Origin of the sequence: Amycolatopsis benzoatilytica AK 16/65 (genome assembly GCF_000383915.1) — a bacterium.
Taxonomy (GTDB): Bacteria; Actinomycetota; Actinomycetes; order Mycobacteriales; family Pseudonocardiaceae; genus Amycolatopsis; species Amycolatopsis benzoatilytica.
In genome coordinates this window covers 8,669,773-8,687,955 of record NZ_KB912942.1, presented here as the reverse complement: position 1 = coordinate 8,687,955, position 18,183 = coordinate 8,669,773, and the positions used below count along the sequence as shown (strand labels likewise).

General features: G+C 69.9%; 16 protein-coding genes. 2 read left to right on the top strand and 14 right to left on the bottom strand.

Annotated elements, in window-relative coordinates; translation table 11 throughout:
* From AMYBE_RS0140645 to AMYBE_RS45965, 6 genes are all read right to left on the bottom strand, one after another.
* Entirely contained in the window at window positions 1-2,244 is a 2,244-nt protein-coding gene (locus AMYBE_RS0140645) for a TOMM precursor leader peptide-binding protein (protein WP_020665155.1), read from the bottom strand.
* Window positions 2,241-3,830 carry an ATP-binding cassette domain-containing protein gene (locus tag AMYBE_RS0140640; protein ID WP_020665154.1) on the bottom strand — a complete coding sequence of 530 codons (1,590 nt, stop codon included), beginning with the start codon at window positions 3,828-3,830 and terminating at the stop codon, window positions 2,241-2,243. The genes AMYBE_RS0140645 and AMYBE_RS0140640 overlap by 4 nt, the downstream gene beginning before the upstream one ends.
* Window positions 3,830-5,794 carry an ATP-binding cassette domain-containing protein gene (locus tag AMYBE_RS45585; protein ID WP_169515308.1) on the bottom strand — a complete coding sequence of 655 codons (1,965 nt, stop codon included), beginning with the start codon at window positions 5,792-5,794 and terminating at the stop codon, window positions 3,830-3,832. The genes AMYBE_RS0140640 and AMYBE_RS45585 overlap by 1 nt, the downstream gene beginning before the upstream one ends.
* Window positions 5,791-7,086 (bottom strand): cytochrome P450, encoded by a 1,296-nt coding sequence (locus tag AMYBE_RS43175; RefSeq protein WP_020665152.1) that lies wholly within the window; start codon window positions 7,084-7,086, stop codon window positions 5,791-5,793. Before AMYBE_RS43175 ends, AMYBE_RS45585 begins: the two co-directional genes overlap by 4 nt.
* Window positions 7,087-7,174: 88 nt before the next feature.
* Window positions 7,175-7,327, bottom strand: coding sequence for a thiocillin family RiPP (locus tag AMYBE_RS45345; protein ID WP_020665151.1), 153 nt, complete (start codon window positions 7,325-7,327; stop codon window positions 7,175-7,177).
* A gap of 58 nt (window positions 7,328-7,385) precedes the next feature.
* A complete protein-coding gene (locus tag AMYBE_RS45965) occupies window positions 7,386-7,691 on the bottom strand; it encodes a thiocillin family RiPP (RefSeq protein ID WP_211226902.1) in 306 nt (101 codons plus the stop codon).
* A 574-nt stretch (window positions 7,692-8,265) separates the two neighbouring features.
* Here AMYBE_RS45965 and AMYBE_RS0140610 point away from each other — a divergent pair.
* The gene (locus AMYBE_RS0140610; protein WP_020665148.1) at window positions 8,266-9,012 is read left to right on the top strand and encodes a glycoside hydrolase family 75 protein; all 747 of its coding nucleotides are present in this window, start codon (window positions 8,266-8,268) and stop codon (window positions 9,010-9,012) included.
* Window positions 9,013-9,157: 145 nt separating this feature from the next.
* On the top strand, window positions 9,158-9,667 hold the full coding sequence (locus tag AMYBE_RS0140605) for a DoxX family protein (RefSeq protein WP_027928549.1): 510 nt from the start codon (window positions 9,158-9,160) through the stop codon (window positions 9,665-9,667).
* A 120-nt stretch (window positions 9,668-9,787) separates the two neighbouring features.
* Here the strand turns inward: AMYBE_RS0140605 and AMYBE_RS0140600 are convergent, their stop codons facing one another.
* From AMYBE_RS0140600 to AMYBE_RS0140560, 8 genes are all read right to left on the bottom strand, one after another.
* Window positions 9,788-11,002, bottom strand: a complete 1,215-nt coding sequence (locus tag AMYBE_RS0140600) for a WXG100 family type VII secretion target (RefSeq protein WP_027928548.1) — start codon at window positions 11,000-11,002, stop codon at window positions 9,788-9,790.
* Window positions 11,002-11,331: a type VII secretion target gene (locus AMYBE_RS0140595; RefSeq protein WP_245573347.1), complete on the bottom strand. Its 330-nt coding sequence runs from the start codon at window positions 11,329-11,331 to the stop codon at window positions 11,002-11,004. Before AMYBE_RS0140595 ends, AMYBE_RS0140600 begins: the two co-directional genes overlap by 1 nt.
* Window positions 11,328-11,990: a YbaB/EbfC family nucleoid-associated protein gene (locus AMYBE_RS0140590; RefSeq protein WP_020665145.1), complete on the bottom strand. Its 663-nt coding sequence runs from the start codon at window positions 11,988-11,990 to the stop codon at window positions 11,328-11,330. The genes AMYBE_RS0140595 and AMYBE_RS0140590 overlap by 4 nt, the downstream gene beginning before the upstream one ends.
* Before the next feature lie 485 nt (window positions 11,991-12,475).
* The gene (locus tag AMYBE_RS0140585; RefSeq protein WP_020665144.1) at window positions 12,476-13,060 is read right to left on the bottom strand and encodes a GNAT family N-acetyltransferase; all 585 of its coding nucleotides are present in this window, start codon (window positions 13,058-13,060) and stop codon (window positions 12,476-12,478) included.
* Between the two features lie 110 nt (window positions 13,061-13,170).
* Window positions 13,171-13,626, bottom strand: coding sequence for a VOC family protein (locus AMYBE_RS0140580; RefSeq protein ID WP_020665143.1), 456 nt, complete (start codon window positions 13,624-13,626; stop codon window positions 13,171-13,173).
* 109 nt (window positions 13,627-13,735) lie between these two features.
* Window positions 13,736-16,294: a rifamycin-inactivating phosphotransferase gene (gene rph / locus AMYBE_RS0140575; protein WP_020665142.1), complete on the bottom strand. Its 2,559-nt coding sequence runs from the start codon at window positions 16,292-16,294 to the stop codon at window positions 13,736-13,738.
* 599 nt (window positions 16,295-16,893) lie between these two features.
* Window positions 16,894-17,355, bottom strand: coding sequence for a dihydrofolate reductase (locus AMYBE_RS0140565; RefSeq protein WP_020665140.1), 462 nt, complete (start codon window positions 17,353-17,355; stop codon window positions 16,894-16,896).
* Window positions 17,356-17,368: 13 nt separating this feature from the next.
* On the bottom strand, window positions 17,369-18,166 hold the full coding sequence (locus AMYBE_RS0140560; protein ID WP_020665139.1) for a thymidylate synthase: 798 nt from the start codon (window positions 18,164-18,166) through the stop codon (window positions 17,369-17,371).
* Window positions 18,167-18,183 lie beyond the last annotated feature (17 nt).

The window sequence follows — 18,183 nt, the reverse complement described above, 5'->3', positions numbered from 1 at the left end:
TCACAGGAACATCGCGGTCGGGTTCAGAGCGGATTCGGCGGTGGGCTCGGCCAGCCAGCCCATCCGCACCGGCACGTCGTAAAGCCGCCCGGGCGCGTACCGGGTCCAGAAGTGCCGCAGCCCGGGCACCAGCACCTTCGCCACCGGCAGCCCGATGTCCGGCCGGGTCTGGTCGAGCACCAGCATCTCCAGCCCGGCCCGCTCGACGATCCGCTGCGCGAGGCGGACGTCCTCGGCCAGGTCGTCGGTGCTCTGGTCGGTGTAGTCGGCGGCGGTGCGCGCCGGCCCGTCGAGCGGACGCAGGTACGGCTGGTTCGCCACCGTCGCGGTGCGCCACCAGCGGTGCTGCTCCGGGTCCGGGAAGGCGTACTCCTCGGCCCCTTCCCGCGCGTCGATCACCGCGGGCAGGAACTGGTTCATCTCGGTCATCGCCCGGGAAATGGCGATCTTGACGTCGAAGTGCGCGCCGAAGGCGATGAGCAGGTCCTCCACCGGCTTGTCGATCCGGCGGGAAACCGTGACCACGGTGGGAATGCCGAGATCGCTGGTGAGGTCCAGCGCCCACGCCTCGCGGTTCGCCGCGCGGTAGCTGCGCTGCCAGGTGTCGAAGTACGGGTCGCCGAAGCTGGCCAGGTCGATCGCCGGGCGGCGGAGCATGTTGTACCACCAGAGCGCGACGCTGTCGCGTTCCACCAGTTCCATGAAGCCCTGCACGATCGCGTCTTCGAGGCAGGTCCCGGCGGCGTTGCCGTTGGAGTCCGCGCCGCTGTAGCGGTTGCCCGGCAGCAGCGGGTAGCCGAAGAACAGGCTGGCGGTCGGGAAGTACTTGGTGCGCTGGTGGGTCAGCGACCACACCGGCGTCCAGTCGATCTTCTCCGTCGGGTCGAACGGATCGCACACCCGCTGGAAGTGCGAGCCGCGCGCGTTCCACTCGGCCCGGTCGCGGAACTGCGCCTCGCTGAACAGGTGCAGCTCGTTCGGCTGGAACGCCCGCTCCGGCCCGAGCTCCTGGTACGTGGCGGAAATCCGGCCCTCGTCGCCGCGGTAGAGGCCGCTGTAGCGCTCGACCGCCTCGCCGATCGCCGAGGCGCGGGCCTGCACGTCGGTCATGCCCTTGCCGGACGCGGCGCTGCGCAGGCCGGCCCGCAGGTCCGACACGTGCCCCATCGGCACCGCGAAGTTCTGGCCGGCCTGGTAGGTGTGCAGGCCGTCCACCGTGGTCGGCAGCTTCACGAGCTGCTTCACCGGGCCGGTAATCGGGCTGACCAGCGGCTCGAACTCGGCGAGCAGCTTCTCCGGCGACTTCGCGCGGTGCCCGCCGTCGGTGACTTTCGCCTTGGGCCGGCTGGTCAGCTCGACCGGCAGCTGGTGCCGCCGGCTCTGCAGGTCGCGATCGCCGCAGGCGGCGCACTGCGGACGGCGGGTGAGCCGATGGTGCCGGCTCTCCAGGGTCACCGTGTCGAAGGTGACCACCTCGGTCTCCTCCGGCCGGGTGGCGATCCAGGTCGCCGCCTGCAGCGCGGTGAGCCGCAGGCCGAGCTGACGCGTCGCGGCGAGATCGGCGAGCGAAGTCACCGGCGGAGCGATGAGTCCGTTGCGCTGCTTCAGGTAGTTCATCACCATCTGGTTCGAGGACAGCCGCGCGGCCAGGCACCACCAGCAGGCCGTGACGTCCGGTTCGAACACCGGGCCGGTCCACAGCAGGCCGCCGGTGGGCTTGGCGAGCAGCCACGGACGGCCGTCGGCGAGCCGGTCGAGGTTGAAGTCCGCGACGCCGGGGTTGAGGTAGTCGTCGACGAGCACGACGGTGAGCGCGGACGGACCGGTGCCGAGGGAGAGCCCGGCCTGCTCGGCGGCTTCGGCGAAGCCCTCGTCGGAGACGTCGCCGAACCGCACGACGTCGATCGGCGTCGCGGCGACCCGGTTCAGCGCGGCGTCGCCGTCGAGCGAGTGCATCTCCCAGAACCCGCCCGCACGCTGGTCGGCGTCCGCGTCCGTCTCGGCGACGTGCCCGGCGGCGATGAGCTTGTCCAGCACCGCTTCGATCCGGGCGGGCGGGAACTCGGCGGACAGCGCGTCGACCACCTCGGCCCGGGTGTGCTTGCCGGCGAGCAACGGAGTCGCCCGCTCGATCAGCCCGCCCGCCAGCCGCACGTGCCCGAACCGCTCCGCGACCAGGTACACCCCGTCGCCCTCGACGATCTCGGCGCGCAGGTACCGCTTGAACCGGATGACTTTCCTCATGGCTTCCCCCAGCGGGTTTCGGTGTTCGTCGGGACGTGGGGACCGAGCACGACGACCCGGTCGGCGACCGCGTGATAACGCGGCGATTCGCTGACGACGACCCGGGTCGTGCCTTCGCGGCCGCGCACGGCCCCGGCGGCCGATTCCGGCGGCTCGTCCAGCAGGAGCAGGCTCGGCCGGCGCGCGAAGGCCCGGGCGAGCTGAAGGAGTTTGAGCTGGCTCGCGGAGAACCCGCCGGCACCGCCGCTGACCACAGTGGACAGTCCCATCGGCAGGGCGCGGATCTCGTCGGCCAGACCTGCGGAGCCGAGGGCGGACCAGGCTTCGTCATCCGAGGCTGGGGAACGGCCCAGGACAACCGTGCGGACGGTGCCGCGCGGAAGGTCGGCGTCCTGCCGGACGTAACCGGTCCGCGCGCGGTCCGAGGTGCTGAGCCGGTCGAGCAGCCTGCTTTTGCCGGACCCGGACGGGCCGGTGACGACTACGAATTCGCCCGGCAGCAGGTCCAGCCCGGGCGCCGGGACGGTCGTCTTCGCGGTGGTCAGCAACGTCCGGACGCTGCGGACGGCTTCGGCGCCGACGGCGAACACCGAACGAGCCGTGTCGTCCGGGCGGCCCAGCACCAGCCCGAGCTGGGCCAGGACCGCGCACGCGGGAAGCAGGTCATCCGCGTGCGCGGTCCCGAGAACGGTGGCGAACAGCAGCAGCGGGAGCGCGGCGGCCAGCGCGGCTGACCGCGGTTCGGTCCGCGCCCGGGTGCGGTCCGGCAGGAGCCGGGCGAGCATCCGGCGTTCGGCGGCGTAGAGGTGGATCTCGTCGACCCCGGTCAGCAACTGGTCGAGCCCGCCGCCCGAGGGGCTTTCGGACCGGCCGTGCGCGGAGCGGGCCAGCAGCACGAGCCCGACCGCAGAGACCGCGAGCACCGCGCAAGCCAGTCCGGTGCCGATGGTCAGCAATGCGAAGAAGGCCGCGAGCACCATGGCCAATGCCAGCAGTGCGTCGAGTGCCGCAGTGGCCGCCAAGGTGCGCAGCCTGGACACCACGGTCGTCGCGGCCGCGCGCAATTCTGGCTCGGTGGTACACAATTCGGCCTGGCCCGGGTCGAGCAGCCGGTCCCAGAGCGCGGGTTCCAGCGTGGCTTGCAGCTGGTGCTCGGCGTCGGTGGCGAGCCGGTCGCGCAGGCTCAGCAGCAGGATGAGCGGCAACGCGGCCACGACGGCTACCAGCCAGCCGTACCGGACTGTCAGCAACGACGAAGCGCAGGCGGTAGCGGCGGCCAGCAGCCCGGTGACCACCACTCCGACCGGGACCCGGGGGCGGGCGACGCTCGTTGTGTACAGGTGCCAGATCGCGCGGGCGTCCGCCGGCTCCGCGCCGTTTCGCAGGACAGCGGCCCGGCCGGCGGCGTCGAGGACCAGCGAGGTGCCGGTGATCGCGGTGCCAGGAGACACCCGTACGGCCCGCCAGCCGTGTGCTTCGGCCGCCGCTGCTACCGGATCGGTGCCGGCCGCCGCTTCGGGCAGGTCGCCGAGCAGCGGCTGCAGTGCCGCGCGGCAGGCGGGCCAGAAGTCTTCGACGGAGGTCATCACGCCACCGGCCCAGGTTCGAGGACGAGGCACTGCCCAGCCGGGGACCCGGTCGTGCGCACCGCGGTGACGCCACGGCGAACCAGTGCGCGCTCAAGGTGCGAGTCGCCGAGGAAATCCGGCTCGTCGAGCAGCAGGATCGCCGGGTCGCGGACCAGCGCCCGGGCCAGCGCGAGCCGGCGACGCTCACCGCCGCTGAAGTTCCGGCCGCCAGGATCGATCCACGCGCTGCGGGCGCCACCCCGGCCCGCGATCAGGTCAGCGAGGCCGGCGTCTTCGAGGGCGCGGGCAACCTGGTCGTCGGAGACGTCGGCGTCGGCGAGCGTGAGGTTTTCGTGCACGGTGCCGGGAAACAGCCACGGGGTCTGCGGCAGGTAACCGACCCCGTCGCGCAGCACGGCTCGCGGGATCTCGCGGTGAGTGCGGCCGCCGAGGCGGATCTCCCCCTCCGTGGGTTCCAACGCGCCCGCCAGCAGCCGCAGCAGCGTCGACTTTCCGCTGCCGGTCACCACCAGGCGTCCGCCTGCCGGAACGCACGCGGTCACCCCGGACAGCACTGGCCGCCGAGGAGAGTAGGCGAAGCTGACCCCGGCCAACTCGATCCGCCCGTCCAATGTGGACGTCACGGGCTCGGCGTCGCGGACGAAGCGCGGATGCGGGACAGCTTCGGCAAGGTCGTCCAGCACGTTCGTCCGGCCGACCAGCTCGGGCAGTTCGCCGAGGTGCTCCAGCACCGAACGGGCGTGCAGGAGGAAGGGCACGAGCGCGACCAGCGCCGCCGCCTGCCAGGCCGCGGCGGCGACCGCGGACAGCTCCACGCCCAGCGCTGCCGCGGTCCAGAACCGGGCGCGGTCCGCGGCACGACGGCGGGCGACCAGTTCTTCGCCCTGGATCTCGGCGAATTCCGAGAACACATCCGGGTCCGACTGCTCGGCATGAACCGCGTCGAGCCGCTCGAAGGCGGCGCGCGCGAGGCTACTGCGCCGGGTCAGCTCTCCGACGAACAACCGCCGCGCCACCGCCGAACGGCGCCGTCCGGTCGTCCGCAGAGCCGCAGCCAGTGCCGCCGCGCCGAGTCCGACCAGCAGCGCGGGCCAGGAAAGCCAGCCGAGCACCGCCGACACCGGCACCAGGAACCCGGCGCTCGCCAGCAGCGGCACCACTCGGTGCGCGAGCAGGATCGCCGACGTCTCGGCGAATCGCACCTGTGCGCCGAGTGCCGCGTTCGAGCGGCGGTCGAGAAACGATGCGGGCACCGTCAGCAGCTTGTCCAGCACCACCCGCTTCCGCCGTCCGGCGACCACGGCGTGCACTTCGCCGGCCAGCCACCGCAGGGCATAGGCCAACGCGGCGGCCGCAAGTGCCGCGGCTAGCAGCGCGGCCACCGTGACGCCGCGATTCAGTTGGCTCGCAACGAACAATGCCGCGGCTGCGGTCACCGCGCCAAGGCCGAGCCCGGCCGCGGCGGCCGCGACGACGTGGCCCCGGACCTCGACGAGCCAGCGCGCACACGTCCGCACGGTCGATCGCCGCGGTCGACGTGTCGACACTGTAGGCGCGGGAGAGAAGGTCAGGACGATCCCGCTGAACTCGGCGCGAAATTGGACACTGGTGCGGCGATCCCGGCCGCGGGCAGGATCGTTGACCACCGCCGCCTCGGCCTCCACCGCTTCGAGAACAGCGAAGTGGTTGCCCCGCAACAGAACAACGGCGGGCAACGCAAGCTCCCGCAGTGCGGGCAACGGGTCTTCCGCCCGGATGCGCAGCCCGCGTCCAGCGAGTCCGTGAGCGGCACCGACGCGAAGCAAGTCAGCCGCCGTGGTGCCGTCGCGCGAGACGCCGCACTCCGCGCGCAACTGCGCGGCCGGGACCGGCGTGCCCCGGTGCGCGAGCAGGATGCCCAGACAGGCGGGGCCGCAGTCGGCTTCCTCCACCTGTCCGATGACCGGCGTGGCCGACTTCACGGCCGAACCCCGGCCGCGAACGGACACGAGCCAGCCGTAGCCGCGCTGACCAGCGGCTCGGCGCGCTGAGCGGGCGCGGGCAACCGGAGCCGCAGCGCCGCCGGACTGTGGAAGGCCATCTCGTCGCGACGGCGGATTTCGGGATCGGCCAGCTGGAAGTCCGGCGAGTGAGCGGCGAGGGCGGCCAGCACCGCTTCGCCCTGCAGCACAGCGAGGCTGGCGCCCAGGCAGTAATGCGGGCCGTGGCCGAAGGACAGGTGCCGGGACTCGGTCCGGTCCAGGTCGAACTCCAGCGGGCGGGTGAAAACGGCCGGGTCGAGATTGGCGGCACCGTACATCAGCAGCACCGTGCTGCCCTGCGGAATGGTCACGCCGTCGAGGTCGATGTCTTCCTCCGCGATCCGGCTCATCAGCGGCAACGGCGGGTACAGGCGGATGCCCTCCACGTACGCGGCCGCGGCCAGGGTGGGATCGGCGACGACACGCTGCCAGGCGTCCGGGTGCTTCCGCAGCGCCAGCACGACGTTCGCGAGCGCGCTGCCGACGGTGTCGATGCCGGTCATGAAAAGCATGAGGACCATCGAGACCAGCTCGTCGCGCGAGAGCCGTCCGTCCTGTTCGGACGAGGCGCGCGCGAGCCGGGAGATCAACCCGGTGCCGTCTGCGTGCGCCGCGAGGTCGTTGATGTAGGCCACCACCTCGGCGACGCCGGTCGCGGCCGCCGAGCCCGACGCGCCGTAGCGGCCGCCCAGCCGGCCGGTCACCTCGTTCACCACCGCGCTGTTGATCGCGCTCGCCCAGCCGAGCACCTGGGGCCGGTCGGCCCGCGGCAAGCCCAGCAACGCGGCCGTGGTGTACACCGGCAGCGGCCCGCACACGTCGCCGACGAACTCGCATTCGCCGCCGCGCAACGGTTCCGCCAGCAGCTCGGCGACGATCGACTGGACCGCGTCCCGCATCCCGGCCACCGATTTGGCGCTGAACTGCCCGGCCACCAGCCGCCGCAGCCGCTGGTGATCGGCGGGCGGCTGGATCGGCAGCAGTCCGTTGAGGACCCGGCTGGTCGCCTCGTCCAGATGCCGCGTCGCGGACCATTCGTCGGGCATCCGCAGTGCGCCCGCGGGATGCCGGGCGATCCGGCTCACCAGGTCGTGCCGCGAAACGATCCACACGCGACCCGCGCGGATCACCGGCTTTTCTCCGGCCAGCCGCGCGAACAGCTCGTTGTCCCCCACCGGCTGCGACTTCGGATCGCCGAGGAACCGAAGCGCCGCCCTGGTCAGCTCGTCCATGTCCACTCCCCTGAGCTCGGGCAGCTGCCGGGGGCGCCGGCACACCCCGGCAGCTGCCTCACTTTTCGCGGTGCGAAAACCGTCGAGTTCAGCCGCCCAGGCAGGCCGCGGTGCCGACCGTGGCCGGGGTGCTGATGGTGCCCGCGGTGCTCGCCGAGGCGGCGCCGCCGACCTCGGAGAGCTCCTCCACCGTCAGGTCGTCGATCGGCAGATCGGTCGCGTGCTGCGTTTCCGGAGTCATGTCGTTCCCCTCAGAATTGTGCTTCATCGACAATGGTTGAATGACGGGAAAAGCGCGGTCAGACGCTGGCGCAGCCGACGCAGGCGGCGGTGCTGACCGGCGTGCTCGCGGTCGAGGCGGTGCCGGCACAGTCGGCGGCGGCCACGTCGTTGAGCTCCTCGATGGACAGGTCTTCGACAGCGGGAGCGTTCTGCTCCATGACAATCACACCCAATTCGATTCTGTTCGGACAGTAAGTGGCGGCCCGAAGCGGTTTCCTCAAGCGCCACCAGCGAGTCTGCCAGCCAAAAAGAATGAATTCTTCGGTGTTTCGATCGATTGTCGGCGGCGACGGAATGCTTATCCGCCGGGGTTTCTCCACCATCCGTTGAGACGGCAGGTGGCCACCTCGCCGCACCGGCGCAGGTCAGCACCGGCACGATCACGCATATCGGCTTAACTACCGAAAACGGTCATATCCATCAGGTGGACACCGATCAAGGCGGATCTCCGGATTTCTCCGCTTCCGTCGATGTCCGCGAAGGACCCCTGGAGGGAATCAGATTCCCTCCAGGGGCCCCTCACGGACCTCAGCAGCACGGAACCGGGGGCCTCGGGAGGAGAGCCCGGCGAGCCGTCGACACCGGACCCGCCAGCGGGAAAAACGTTCCCGCTCAGGGGGAAGCCGATGACGAACCGCCACCGGCTCGTCACCCCGCCAGCGGGCGCTTGGCCGAGCTTCCCGGCGCGGACGGTTCGGCAGGTCAGGGGTCGAACCGGCGCGACCGGTCCGCTTTCCGGGCCGCCACCGCGGTCCGGTCCGGCCGCGACCGCGTTAAGTCTTTCTCAAGTTGATCTCGTGACAGCGGTCACTCCCGGGTGTTTCAATATGTTAGGAAGTTTTCCTAATGAATGCTGGAGGTCGCGTAGCCATGTCATCCCCCCGTAGGCGCTTCGCGGTGGTAGGCGCTGCCCTGGCGCTCGCCGCGCCGCTCGCCGTCAAGGCCGCCGACGCCGCCACGACGAACACCGCTGCCCCCGCCGCCACTGCCAAGTCGTACACGCCCGCCCAGGTGCTGGCCGGAGTCCAGAAGAACAGCACCAGCGCGAACAAGGTGAACACCCTCCCGCACATCAACACGATGACGCGGGCCAAGAACGTGAACGTGTACCAGGTGGCGAAGGGCGTCTACGCCTACGGCTCCGGCCTCGCGGTCGACACCGACGGCAGCGACCCCGACCCAGATCCCGACCACCAGGGCACCACGACCTTCAAGGACACCAACGGCAAGTCGCTCGGCGCCCACCACGTGCCGTTCTACGTGCTCGGCGACGACTGCTACGACAAGAAGAAGCCGTGCCCGCACTTCTTCTACAAGGAGCACGGCATCAGCGGACGGCAGTTCGCGCTGATGTTCTACAAGGGCAAGGTGATCGGCGCGATCTTCGGCGACACCCAGACCGCGAACGACCAGCCCACCTCGGACAACGACTCGCGCGAACTGGGCGAAGCGTCGGTGAAGGCGGCGTCGCTGCTCGGCATCAACAGCAGCGGCACGGACGGCGGCGTCGACAACGGCGTGACCGTCGTCATCTTCTCCGGCTCGGACTGGGTCGTGAACGGCACCAACTCCAACCTGAACGACAAGACCCAGGCCATGGTCGACAAGGCGCTGGACAGCCTCGGCAAGAGCATGGGCCTCTGACCTTCGCTCCTCCGCACTGAACGCGGTCGCCACCCCAAGCAGGTGGCGACCGCGTTCTCTTGTGCCGGAACGAGGAAATCCGGCGTCTCCGGCGCGTGCCGCCCGGCTCGCGCGACCGAGTGACTAGGGTGTCGGCGTGACGAACATGTCCCGTTGGTCGGATGAGAATGGCGGCTTGGATTTCGGGCTGCTGGCGCTGCGGCTGATGCTGGCGGTCGCGATGGGAGCGCACGGGCTGATCCAGGTGTTCGGCCTGTTCGGCGGCCCCGGCATGGACCACTTCGGAGCGCTGCTGCGCTCCTACGGGTTCAGTCACAACATCGAGTTCCTCACCTGGCTCACCGGGATCACCGAAGTCGGCGGAGCGGTGCTGCTCGCGGTCGGCCTGCTCACCCCGCTGGCGGCGGCCGGGCTGCTGGGCGTGGGCATCAGCGCGATCCGGGTGAAGTGGGGCGGCGGGCTGTTCGGCAGCACCGTTCCTGGTTTCGAGCTGGAACTCGCGCTCACCGTGATGGCGTTCGCACTGCTGCTCACCGGACCTGGCTGGTACGCGCTGGACCGGCACACGGCGTGGCGGCAGAAGCCGCTGGGATTCGCGGTGGGCGGGCTGTTCGTCTCGATCTGCGCGGCGGTCGGGGTCGGGTCGCTGTTCTGACCTTGGCTGAACGTGCTCCGAGCCAGTTCGTCCCTAGTGGACATCCGAGGTCTTGCCCGGTAGCCGGACGCGTTCGGAGGCGGACCCCTCCCCCGGGCCCGCCTCCGAATTCGACCGCGACTACTGGTCTTCCGCCGCCGGCGGAACGTTCTTCATCAGGTCGATGATGGTCTTCCCGGCGACGCCGGAGGCGCCATAGGTCGGGTCGCTCATCAGCTTGACGGCCTTCTCCAGGTACTCCGCGCTCTTGCCGAACCGCTTGACCAGTTCCGGCATCGGCATGCTGCACCAGTAGTCGAACTTCTTCATCAGTTCCGGGGTGGCGTCCGGCATCTTCGCCAGTTTGTCCCGCACCACCCAAGTCGCGATGTCGCCGAGCTTCTGCGGCTTCGGCGTGGCCAGCGGGTTCTCCGGCGGCTTCGTCCCGCCGCCGGTCGGGACGTCCTCGATCGCCTTCGGCGGGCCGTTCGGCGGCTTCGGCGTGAACGGCTTCTTCGGCCCGCCGCCGGGCAGGTTGATCTTGCCGAGGTCGCCCAGGCTCAGCTTGACGACGTCGTCGGCCGCGCCGCGGGTCTTCGCCAGCAGCTTCAGCAGCTCGGCCAGCGTCTTCGCGGCGTCGGCGATCTTCTTGCCGATCTTGGCGATCGCGACGCCCACCTCGGCGATCGTCGAGGCGATCGCGGCGACGATCGACGCGCCGAAGGTGACCGGGGCCAGCGCCACCGCGATGATCGCCGCCTTGACGATGGCGGCCAGGGTCATCGCGATGATGTCGCGGACGATGCCGCGCACGGTGCCGATCAGGGCGCCCGCGATCGACATCTGCTTGCCGGCGAACTTGACGTAGTCCGAGAGCGCGTCGATCTGCGCGGCGACGCCCTCCATGTCGGCCCGGAACTTGTCCGCGGCCGGGCCGGTCCAGCTGCTCATCAGGTCCTTGGTGGCCTTCGCGTGGTCTTCCGACCACTGCTTGACCTTCGCCGCCTCGGCGTTGATCGCCTCCTTCGCCGCGTCGATGCCCTTCGGGTCGCCCATCAGGAAGTCGAGCGGCCAGCGGAAGATCACCAGGTGCTCGATCAGCCAGCCGATCCCGGCGGTGAGCAGCGACCCGATCGGGTCGAGCACCATGCCGAGGATGTCGATCGCCATCCCGACCGACGCCATGCCGATGCTGAGCTTGTCGCCCTCGTCGACGGCTTTCTTCAGGCCGAACGCGGTGTCGAAGAAACCGGCGCCCGCCGAATCGCCGCCGCCCGGGTTCTTGTCGTCCTTGAAATCGTCGGCGTGGACTCCGGTGCCGTTGCCGAAATCATTGCGCTGGTATTCGTCGGCCATCAGGCTTTCACGTCCTCAATGCCCTTGCCGGCGTCCGTGATCGCCGATTCCGCGGCCTGGTCGCCTTCCGCGTACTTCTTCGCGGCGTCGTGCACGGCGTCGGAGAACTTCTTCAGGTTGCCGGAGTAGTCGTGCAGGTGGTCGCGGGCCTTCGCGCAGTGCATGCTCGCACCCGCCCCGAAAATCTGGCCGCCGAAAATGCCGAAGATCCCCGGGTCGGCCACGCAGCTGCCGACCAGGTCACCGCTGCTCTGCAACGATTCTTCCAACTGGTCCAGATGCGTGGCGAACGTGCCCATCGCATCCGTCGTCACTCCGAAACCGGTCACCACGGGCTCATTTCGTCGTCCTCGTCGGCGGGGTTCCCGCGGCGGGGCCGCGGATTCGGCGGGCTCGGCGGGGCCGGCGGGCTCATCGGCGGCGTCGGCGGACCGGACCGCGGCGGCGCATACCCGGGCGGCGGCGCGAAGCCCGGCGGTGGCGGCGCATACCCGGGCTGCGGCGAGCGCCCGCCCGGCTGGCCCGGATATCCGGCGGGCGGCGGGGTCTGCCGCCCCGGCCTCGGTTCCTCGTCGTGCGCTTCCGGCGCCCACTTGTCCTGCTGCGGGTTGTCCGGTGCGGACTCCTCGGGTTCTTCGGGCTCCGGCAGGAAGCTGCGAATGAACTCCGCCGCGTCGTCATTGCCGTTGATTTCGACGTAGGACTCGGTGACCCGCTCCGCGGCCTTGCGCTGCGCGGCCCGCACGGTCTCCATCACCAGCGAGGACAGCTTGGCCGGTCCGAGCGCGCACGCCCGGGAGCCGAACTCGATCCCGCTCAGCGAGCCGTTGGCCTCGATCTTCACCGTCACCGACCCGTCCGGCGACTGCGCGCTCGCCCCGGACGCGCTGAACGCGGCGGTCAACGCCGCGGCCTTCTCCTGGAGCTTCCTGGCTTCCCGTTCCAAGAGGAGGGTGAAATCCTCGCCAGCGTCGAAATTGGGTTGCATGAGCCGCCTTTGCCCTCGCTCCGGATGGGGCACCAGAAAGGCTCGCCAACGGATGAGCCGTCGACGGAAACCTATCGCGACAGGTGTTCATCTCGTCTTAAGCCCAAAGAGGTACAAGCCGCAGTGCCGTTGTGGGATCATAGAAGCGCCGATTCTGACCCTGCCAAGAGTTCCGGCGCGCCCATGCCCCTTACGCGCCCCCATGCTGCCCGAAAATTCCGATGTCGGACACTTGGTGCACTCAATCCGGTGAATGTCCGACCCGGTCAGCGCACCGGCCGTCCCCGACGGGTCAGCCGCGACGGCCCGCCCGGCACCCGCCTGTCGAGCGAGGACTTCCCCTCGAGCCGTCCGGCACGCCACCTCCGGCACCCCCGTCCGGCACCCGCGCCCCGCGCCCCGCGCCCCGCGCCCCGCGCCCCGCGTCCCGCGTCCCGCGTTCGTGATGGGCTCCTTGAGGGAATCTGATTCCGTCAAGGGGCCCATCACGGAGTTCCGGCAGCGAGCCCGGTGCGCCGCCACTCCGCGCGGGTCAGCTCGTACTCGACCTCGCCCTGCTCGGTGCCCGGCAGCGGGTCGGCGAAGCGGACGTGGAACGTGCGGACGTAGCGCAGCCCTGCCTTCTCCAGCACCCGGCGGGACCCGCCGTTGACCGCCATCGTCTGCGCCCAGACCCGCTCGGCGCCGAGCTCGGCGAATCCTTTGTGGAGCACCGCGCGGGCGCCTTCGGTCGCGTAGCCCCGGCCCCAGACCTTCGCCGTCAGCCGGTAGCCGAGTTCGAGTTCAGTCGTGCTGCCGTCTTCGGGCGGCTGCAGGGAAATCCAGCCGATGAACTCGCCGGATGCCCTTTCGATCGCGGCCCAGCGCCCGGCCGGCCCGCGGGCGTAGTCGCGCAGGATCGCGGGGAGGACGGTCTGCTCGATCTCGGTGCGCGGGGTCGGTTTGCCGGTGAGGTAGCGCATCACCCGGGGGTCGCTGTCGAGCCGGACCAGTTCGTCGGCGTCGGCCTCGGTGAAACGACGCAGTCGCAGGCGGCTTGTCTCCAGGAAGACGCTCTCCTCAAGGGGCATCTCCGCATCCTGACTCGCGCCCGGCCGGGCGGTCTACCGGTTAATCGACCGGACCCAGCTGGACCGCGGACCGGGCGCGCTGGCACCCCAGGCCGCTGAAAACCGGCAGCCTACGCCGCCACCTGCAGGATCCAGGTGACGCCGAACCGGTCTCGCAGCATTCCGAACGCCGGCGCCCACTGGGCCGGACCGTACGGTTCGACGATCGTCGCGTCGTCGGCGAGCTTCTTCCAGAATTCGCCGACCTCGTCCACGGAATCGCCGCCGACGGACAGGAAGAACTTCTCGGTGGTGATGGTCAGGCCGTTGTCCCGAGTTGTCGCACCGGCGGGAGCGACGTCGCCGCCCGGGAGGTCGCCGGGAACGTCGTAGGCCATCACCCGGAACCCGTTCTCCGCGACGACCTGGCCGAACACGACCTTCCCCGCGCCCGGCAGGTCCGTGGGCATCCCGAAATCGGCGTACGTGGCGATGGTCAGCGCCCCGCCGAACACCTCCCGGTAGAACTCCAGCGCAGCCCGGGCTTCGCCCCGGAAGTTCAGGTGCGCGACGGTGTTCACTGCCATGATCTCTCCTCGTTCCACACCGGACCGGTTCCGGCGACGGACGCGAGGCTGCCAGCAGTAGCGGTCAGGCAGTGGCCGTTACTGCTGGCGTGCTCGGAAAGCCCGGCGGTCAGGAGAGGATCTCGATGAACCCGTCCGTCCCGTGCACCCGGATCCGCTGCCCGTCTTGAATCAGCCGGGTCGCGTCGCGGACGCCCACGACCGCGGGCAGGCCGTACTCGCGGGCGATGACCGCGCCGTGCGTCATCTGCCCGCCGACCTCGGTGACCAAGCCGGCGATACCGACGAACAGCGGCGACCAGCTCGGGTCGGTGAACGCGGTGACCAGGATGTCGCCCGCTTCCAGGTCCGCGTCCGCCATGTCGAGTACCACCCGCGCCCGGCCCTCGATCGTCCCGGCGGACACCGGCAATCCGGCCAGCGCGCCTTCCGGGACATCGTCCCGCCGGTATGCGCCGTTGACGGCTTCGCCGTCCGACATCAGCACTCGCGGCGGCGTGAGCGCACCGTAGGAACGGAACGCTTCCTTGCGCTCCCGAATCAGCCCGGCGTCCGCCTGTCCGGACCGCGAGACGTCAGCGAATTCCTCCAGCGTCAGGTAGAACACGTCCTCAGCGTCGGCCAGCACGCCGTCCGCGACCAGCCGCTCAGCCTCCCGCAGCAACGCCTGCTTGTAGACGAAATACCGGCTGATCAACCCGTATTTCGGGTACTCGCGGTACCCGATGAAGGTGCGGACCCGGTCGATCATCCGCTTGGTCTCGTCGGCTTTCCGGTCCCCGTCCGGCAGCTCGCGCAGCCGCGCCAGCACCTCGTGTTCCTTCGCCAGCGCCTTCTGCCGCCCCTCTTCGAACCGGCGCTTCGCGGCTCCCGGCTCGAAGTTCCGCACGTTGTCGAGAATGACCGGCACGATCGTGGCCGGCTGTTCGCTCCATCGCGGCCGCGTGAGGTCGATTTCGCCCACGCAGCGCATCCCGTACCGGTCCAGGTACGCCTGGATGGCGTCGCGTGCCTCGATTCCGCCGGGAAGCTTCGGCAGCTGGTCCAGGAAGTCCTCAGTCTCGACGTCGCGCAGGAACGCCACCACTTCGGGCAGCGGACGGATCACGTCGGCGACGTCGAGCAGCGCCAGCCCCATCTCCGAGGTGACGTTGCCCGGAGCGGACAGGGTGAGCGTGTCGGCCGCGTTCTTCTCGCCGAGCCACTCCTGCAGGTTGTCGTTGAGCCACCAGGTGGCTTCCATCCCGGCCATGATCGCCTGGAAGCTGACCCGGTCGCCGAGCACTCGCTTGTGCTCTGCGAACGCCTCGGTCAGGAAGTCGAACAGCTCCGGTCCGGTCTTCGTCGCGATGTCGCGGCGCAACTCGGCGAGCGACGCCTCGCTGCTCTCGATCAGCTCGGCGACGATCGCCGGATCGTTTTCGATCGGTGCCGGCGCACTGCCCGGCGGTGGTCCGGCGGGTGCCCGGTCCGGAGCGGCCGGGACGAAGTCGGCGACGGTCTCCAGCGCGTCCCGCATCAGCGGATCGCCGCGGCCCATGGTCTCCAGCAGCACGGTCCGGCTGCCCGGCGCGGCCAGCCGCGGGGTGACGTCGACGAACAGCCGTCCGGCCGCCTCCCGCATCGGCACCATCGCGGTGTGCTGCCAGACCGAGATGCCAAGCGGTTTCATCGGGTCGGTCATCATCTGCCCGTGCCCGACCGAGACGTAGACGTGCTTCCCGTCGTCCGCCGCTTCCGGGATCGGGAACAGCGTGGTGATCGGCCGGCTCTGCACGATCTGGAACTCGTCGTCGGCCAGGCACCACTCGATGTCCTGCGGGCAGCCGAACTCCGCTTCGATCCGCCGTCCCAGCTCCACAAGCCGGATGACCTGCGCGTCGGTCAACGCCGGCAGCGACTGGCGCGCCGCGTCGAGGACCGTTTCCTCCGTCCCGCCCTCCGGCTTCGCGAGAATGGCGCGCTCCTTCGCGGCTATGGTCTTGGCGATCACCGTGCCGTCGCGCACTTTGAAGACGTCCGGGTTCACCAGCCCGGACACCAGCGCCTCGCCGAGACCGAAGCTGGCGTCCACAGTGGCCACTGTCCGATCGCCGGTGACCGGGTCGGCGGTGAACAGGATGCCGGACGTCCGCGGGAAAACCATCTGCTGCACCACGACGGCCATGGAGACAGTCCGGTGGTCGATACCGTTGCGCTGCCGGTAAGTCACCGCGCGCTCGGTGAACAACGACGCCCAGCAGCGGCTCACGTGCCGCAGCACCGCTGCGGGCGTCCGGATGTTCAGGTAGGTGTCCTGCTGGCCGGCGAAGGACGCCGTCGGCAGGTCTTCGGCCGTCGCGCTGGACCGGACCGCGTACGCGGTCTCGCCGTCGATCCGAGCGGTGATCTCCGCAGCGAGATCAGCCGGGAGCGGGGTCTCCTCGACGGTCTGGCGAAGCTGCGCGCTGAGTGTCCGGATGGCCTCGCGGTCGTCTGGGCCGATCTCGGACAGCTTGGCCAGCAACGCGCCGACCTCGGGAGCGACGACCTGGCGAAACGCATCCGTCGTCAGGCAAAAGCCGCCCGGGACGCGCACGCCGCCGATTCGCGACAGCTCGCCGAGGTGCGCACCTTTGCCGCCGACCGCCGCGGTGTCGCCGGCTTCGGGAAGATCCACCACATACATGCTTGTCGGGCCCCTCGTTTCTGCGTTTCGCGGCATCGGCCGACGATTCTGCGCCCGCACCCGGGTCTTGCGGCAAGTCCCCCAGTGCGTTATACGTTGAGAGTGGGAGGAGGTTTCCCCCATTTCTCGGCCAGTCGGCAGATTCACCGTAACTGCTTGCCTCACGTGGTGCTGTCGTGATGCCTGGGCGGCCAGTGTGCCGGTCTGTCCGTGAAGGGCCCCTTCAGGGACTTGGATTCCCTCGAGGGGCCCTTCAGGGACTTGGATTCCCTCAAGGGGCCCTTCAGGGACTTGGATTCCCTCAAGGGGCCCTTCACGGATAGGCCAGCGGACCGTTCGGCGCGCACCAGGTGAGACAAGCTGCAAAGGCCCGCGGCGCATCCCTCCGGCCCAATCACCCGGGTGACCCAGGTAGTCCTCCCGCCCGCGGCCCGGCCATCGGCTCCAACTCCGGGTAGATTCCGTGCGCACGCTGGAAAGCCGCGTCGCCAAAGTCGGCACGGCTGCCCTCAACAGCTGGCTTCCTGGCCGGACGGGTCGAGCGACGGCCTCAGCTACGCCTGTCGCGACCGGGCGTCCGCGCCGGGCGGGGCCGTCGGTCAGGAACCCCAGCTCAGGAACCGGTAGGTGAGACCGCTGGACGACTCCGTCCACTCCCCGACCGAATCCGGTTCCCGGCCGATCTCCGGCGCGAGGGTGTCGCCGTCGAAGTGGTCGCGCAGCTCGGTCACTTCGATCCGGTCGGCGTACGGGAGCGCTTCCCGGTAGACCCGCGCCCCGCCCATCACCCACACGTCACCGGACGCCGCCGCAAACGCTTGCTCCAGGTCGGGGAAAGTCTCCGCGCCCTCCTGCGGCGTCCGCGAGAGCACGAGATTCCGCCGCCCGGGCAGCGGCCGGAACCGGTCCGGCAGCGATTCCCAGGTACGCCGGCCCATGAGCACCGTCGCACCGGCGGTCACCGCGCGGAAGTGCTTCATGTCCTCCGGCAGGTGCCAGGGCAGCTTGTTGTCGCGGCCGATGACGCCGTTGGCCGACTGTGCCCAGATCAACCCGATCATGCCGCTCCCCCGGTCAGACCGCGACCGGGGCTTTGATGCCCGGGTGCGGGTCGTAGCCCTCGAGCTCGATGTGCTCGTAGCGGTAGTCGAACAGGCTGTCCGCCGGCTTGAGGCTCAAGGTCGGGAACGGCCGCGCGTCCCGCGACAGCTGCTTCCGCACCTGCTCGACGTGGTTGTCGTAGATGTGGCAGTCGCCGCCGGTCCACACGAAATCGCCGACCCGCAGCCCCACCTGGTCGGCGATCATGTGGGTGAGCAGCGCGTAGCTGGCGATGTTGAACGGGACGCCGAGGAACAGATCCGCGCTCCGCTGATACAGCTGGCAGGACAGCTCGCCGTCGGCCACGTAGAACTGGAAGAACGCGTGACAGGGCGGCAGCGCCATCCGCGGGATCTCCGCGACGTTCCAGGCCGACACGATGATGCGCCGCGAGTCCGGGTTCTCGCGCAGCGTGCGGAGCACCTCGCTGATCTGGTCGATGTGCCCGCCGTCCGGGGTCGGCCAGGAGCGCCACTGCACGCCGTACACCGGGCCGAGGTCACCCTCCGGGGAAGCCCATTCGTCCCAGATCGTCACGCCGTTGTCCTGCAGCCAGGTGACGTTCGAGTCGCCGCGCAGGAACCACAGCAGTTCGAAGGCGATCGAGCGGAAGTGCACCTTTTTCGTGGTGACCAGGGGAAAACCGTCGGCAAGCCGGTAGCGCAACTGGTGCCCGAAGATCGACCGGGTGCCCGTACCGGTCCGGTCCTCCTTGCGGGCTCCCGTGTCGAGCACCTGCTGAAGCAGATCTTCGTACTGCGTGTCCGGCATACCGTCGAATGTAGTCG

Bases quoted from the DNA above. Each gene is read 5' to 3' on its own strand.
- AMYBE_RS0140645 (WP_020665155.1), bottom strand. From the start codon at position 2,244: ATGAGGAAAGTCATCCGGTTCAAGCGGTACCTGCGCGCCGAGATCGTC.
- AMYBE_RS0140640 (WP_020665154.1), bottom strand. From the start codon at position 3,830: ATGACCTCCGTCGAAGACTTCTGGCCCGCCTGCCGCGCGGCACTGCAG.
- AMYBE_RS43175 (WP_020665152.1), bottom strand. From the start codon at position 7,086: ATGGACGAGCTGACCAGGGCGGCGCTTCGGTTCCTCGGCGATCCGAAG.
- AMYBE_RS45345 (WP_020665151.1), bottom strand. From the start codon at position 7,327: ATGACTCCGGAAACGCAGCACGCGACCGATCTGCCGATCGACGACCTG.
- AMYBE_RS45965 (WP_211226902.1), bottom strand. From the start codon at position 7,691: ATGGTGGAGAAACCCCGGCGGATAAGCATTCCGTCGCCGCCGACAATC.
- AMYBE_RS0140605 (WP_027928549.1), top strand. From the start codon at position 9,158: ATGTCCCGTTGGTCGGATGAGAATGGCGGCTTGGATTTCGGGCTGCTG.
- AMYBE_RS0140600 (WP_027928548.1), bottom strand. From the start codon at position 11,002: ATGGCCGACGAATACCAGCGCAATGATTTCGGCAACGGCACCGGAGTC.
- AMYBE_RS0140590 (WP_020665145.1), bottom strand. From the start codon at position 11,990: ATGCAACCCAATTTCGACGCTGGCGAGGATTTCACCCTCCTCTTGGAA.
- AMYBE_RS0140585 (WP_020665144.1), bottom strand. From the start codon at position 13,060: ATGCCCCTTGAGGAGAGCGTCTTCCTGGAGACAAGCCGCCTGCGACTG.
- AMYBE_RS0140580 (WP_020665143.1), bottom strand. From the start codon at position 13,626: ATGGCAGTGAACACCGTCGCGCACCTGAACTTCCGGGGCGAAGCCCGG.
- rph (WP_020665142.1), bottom strand. From the start codon at position 16,294: ATGTATGTGGTGGATCTTCCCGAAGCCGGCGACACCGCGGCGGTCGGC.
- AMYBE_RS0140565 (WP_020665140.1), bottom strand. From the start codon at position 17,355: ATGATCGGGTTGATCTGGGCACAGTCGGCCAACGGCGTCATCGGCCGC.
- AMYBE_RS0140560 (WP_020665139.1), bottom strand. From the start codon at position 18,166: ATGCCGGACACGCAGTACGAAGATCTGCTTCAGCAGGTGCTCGACACG.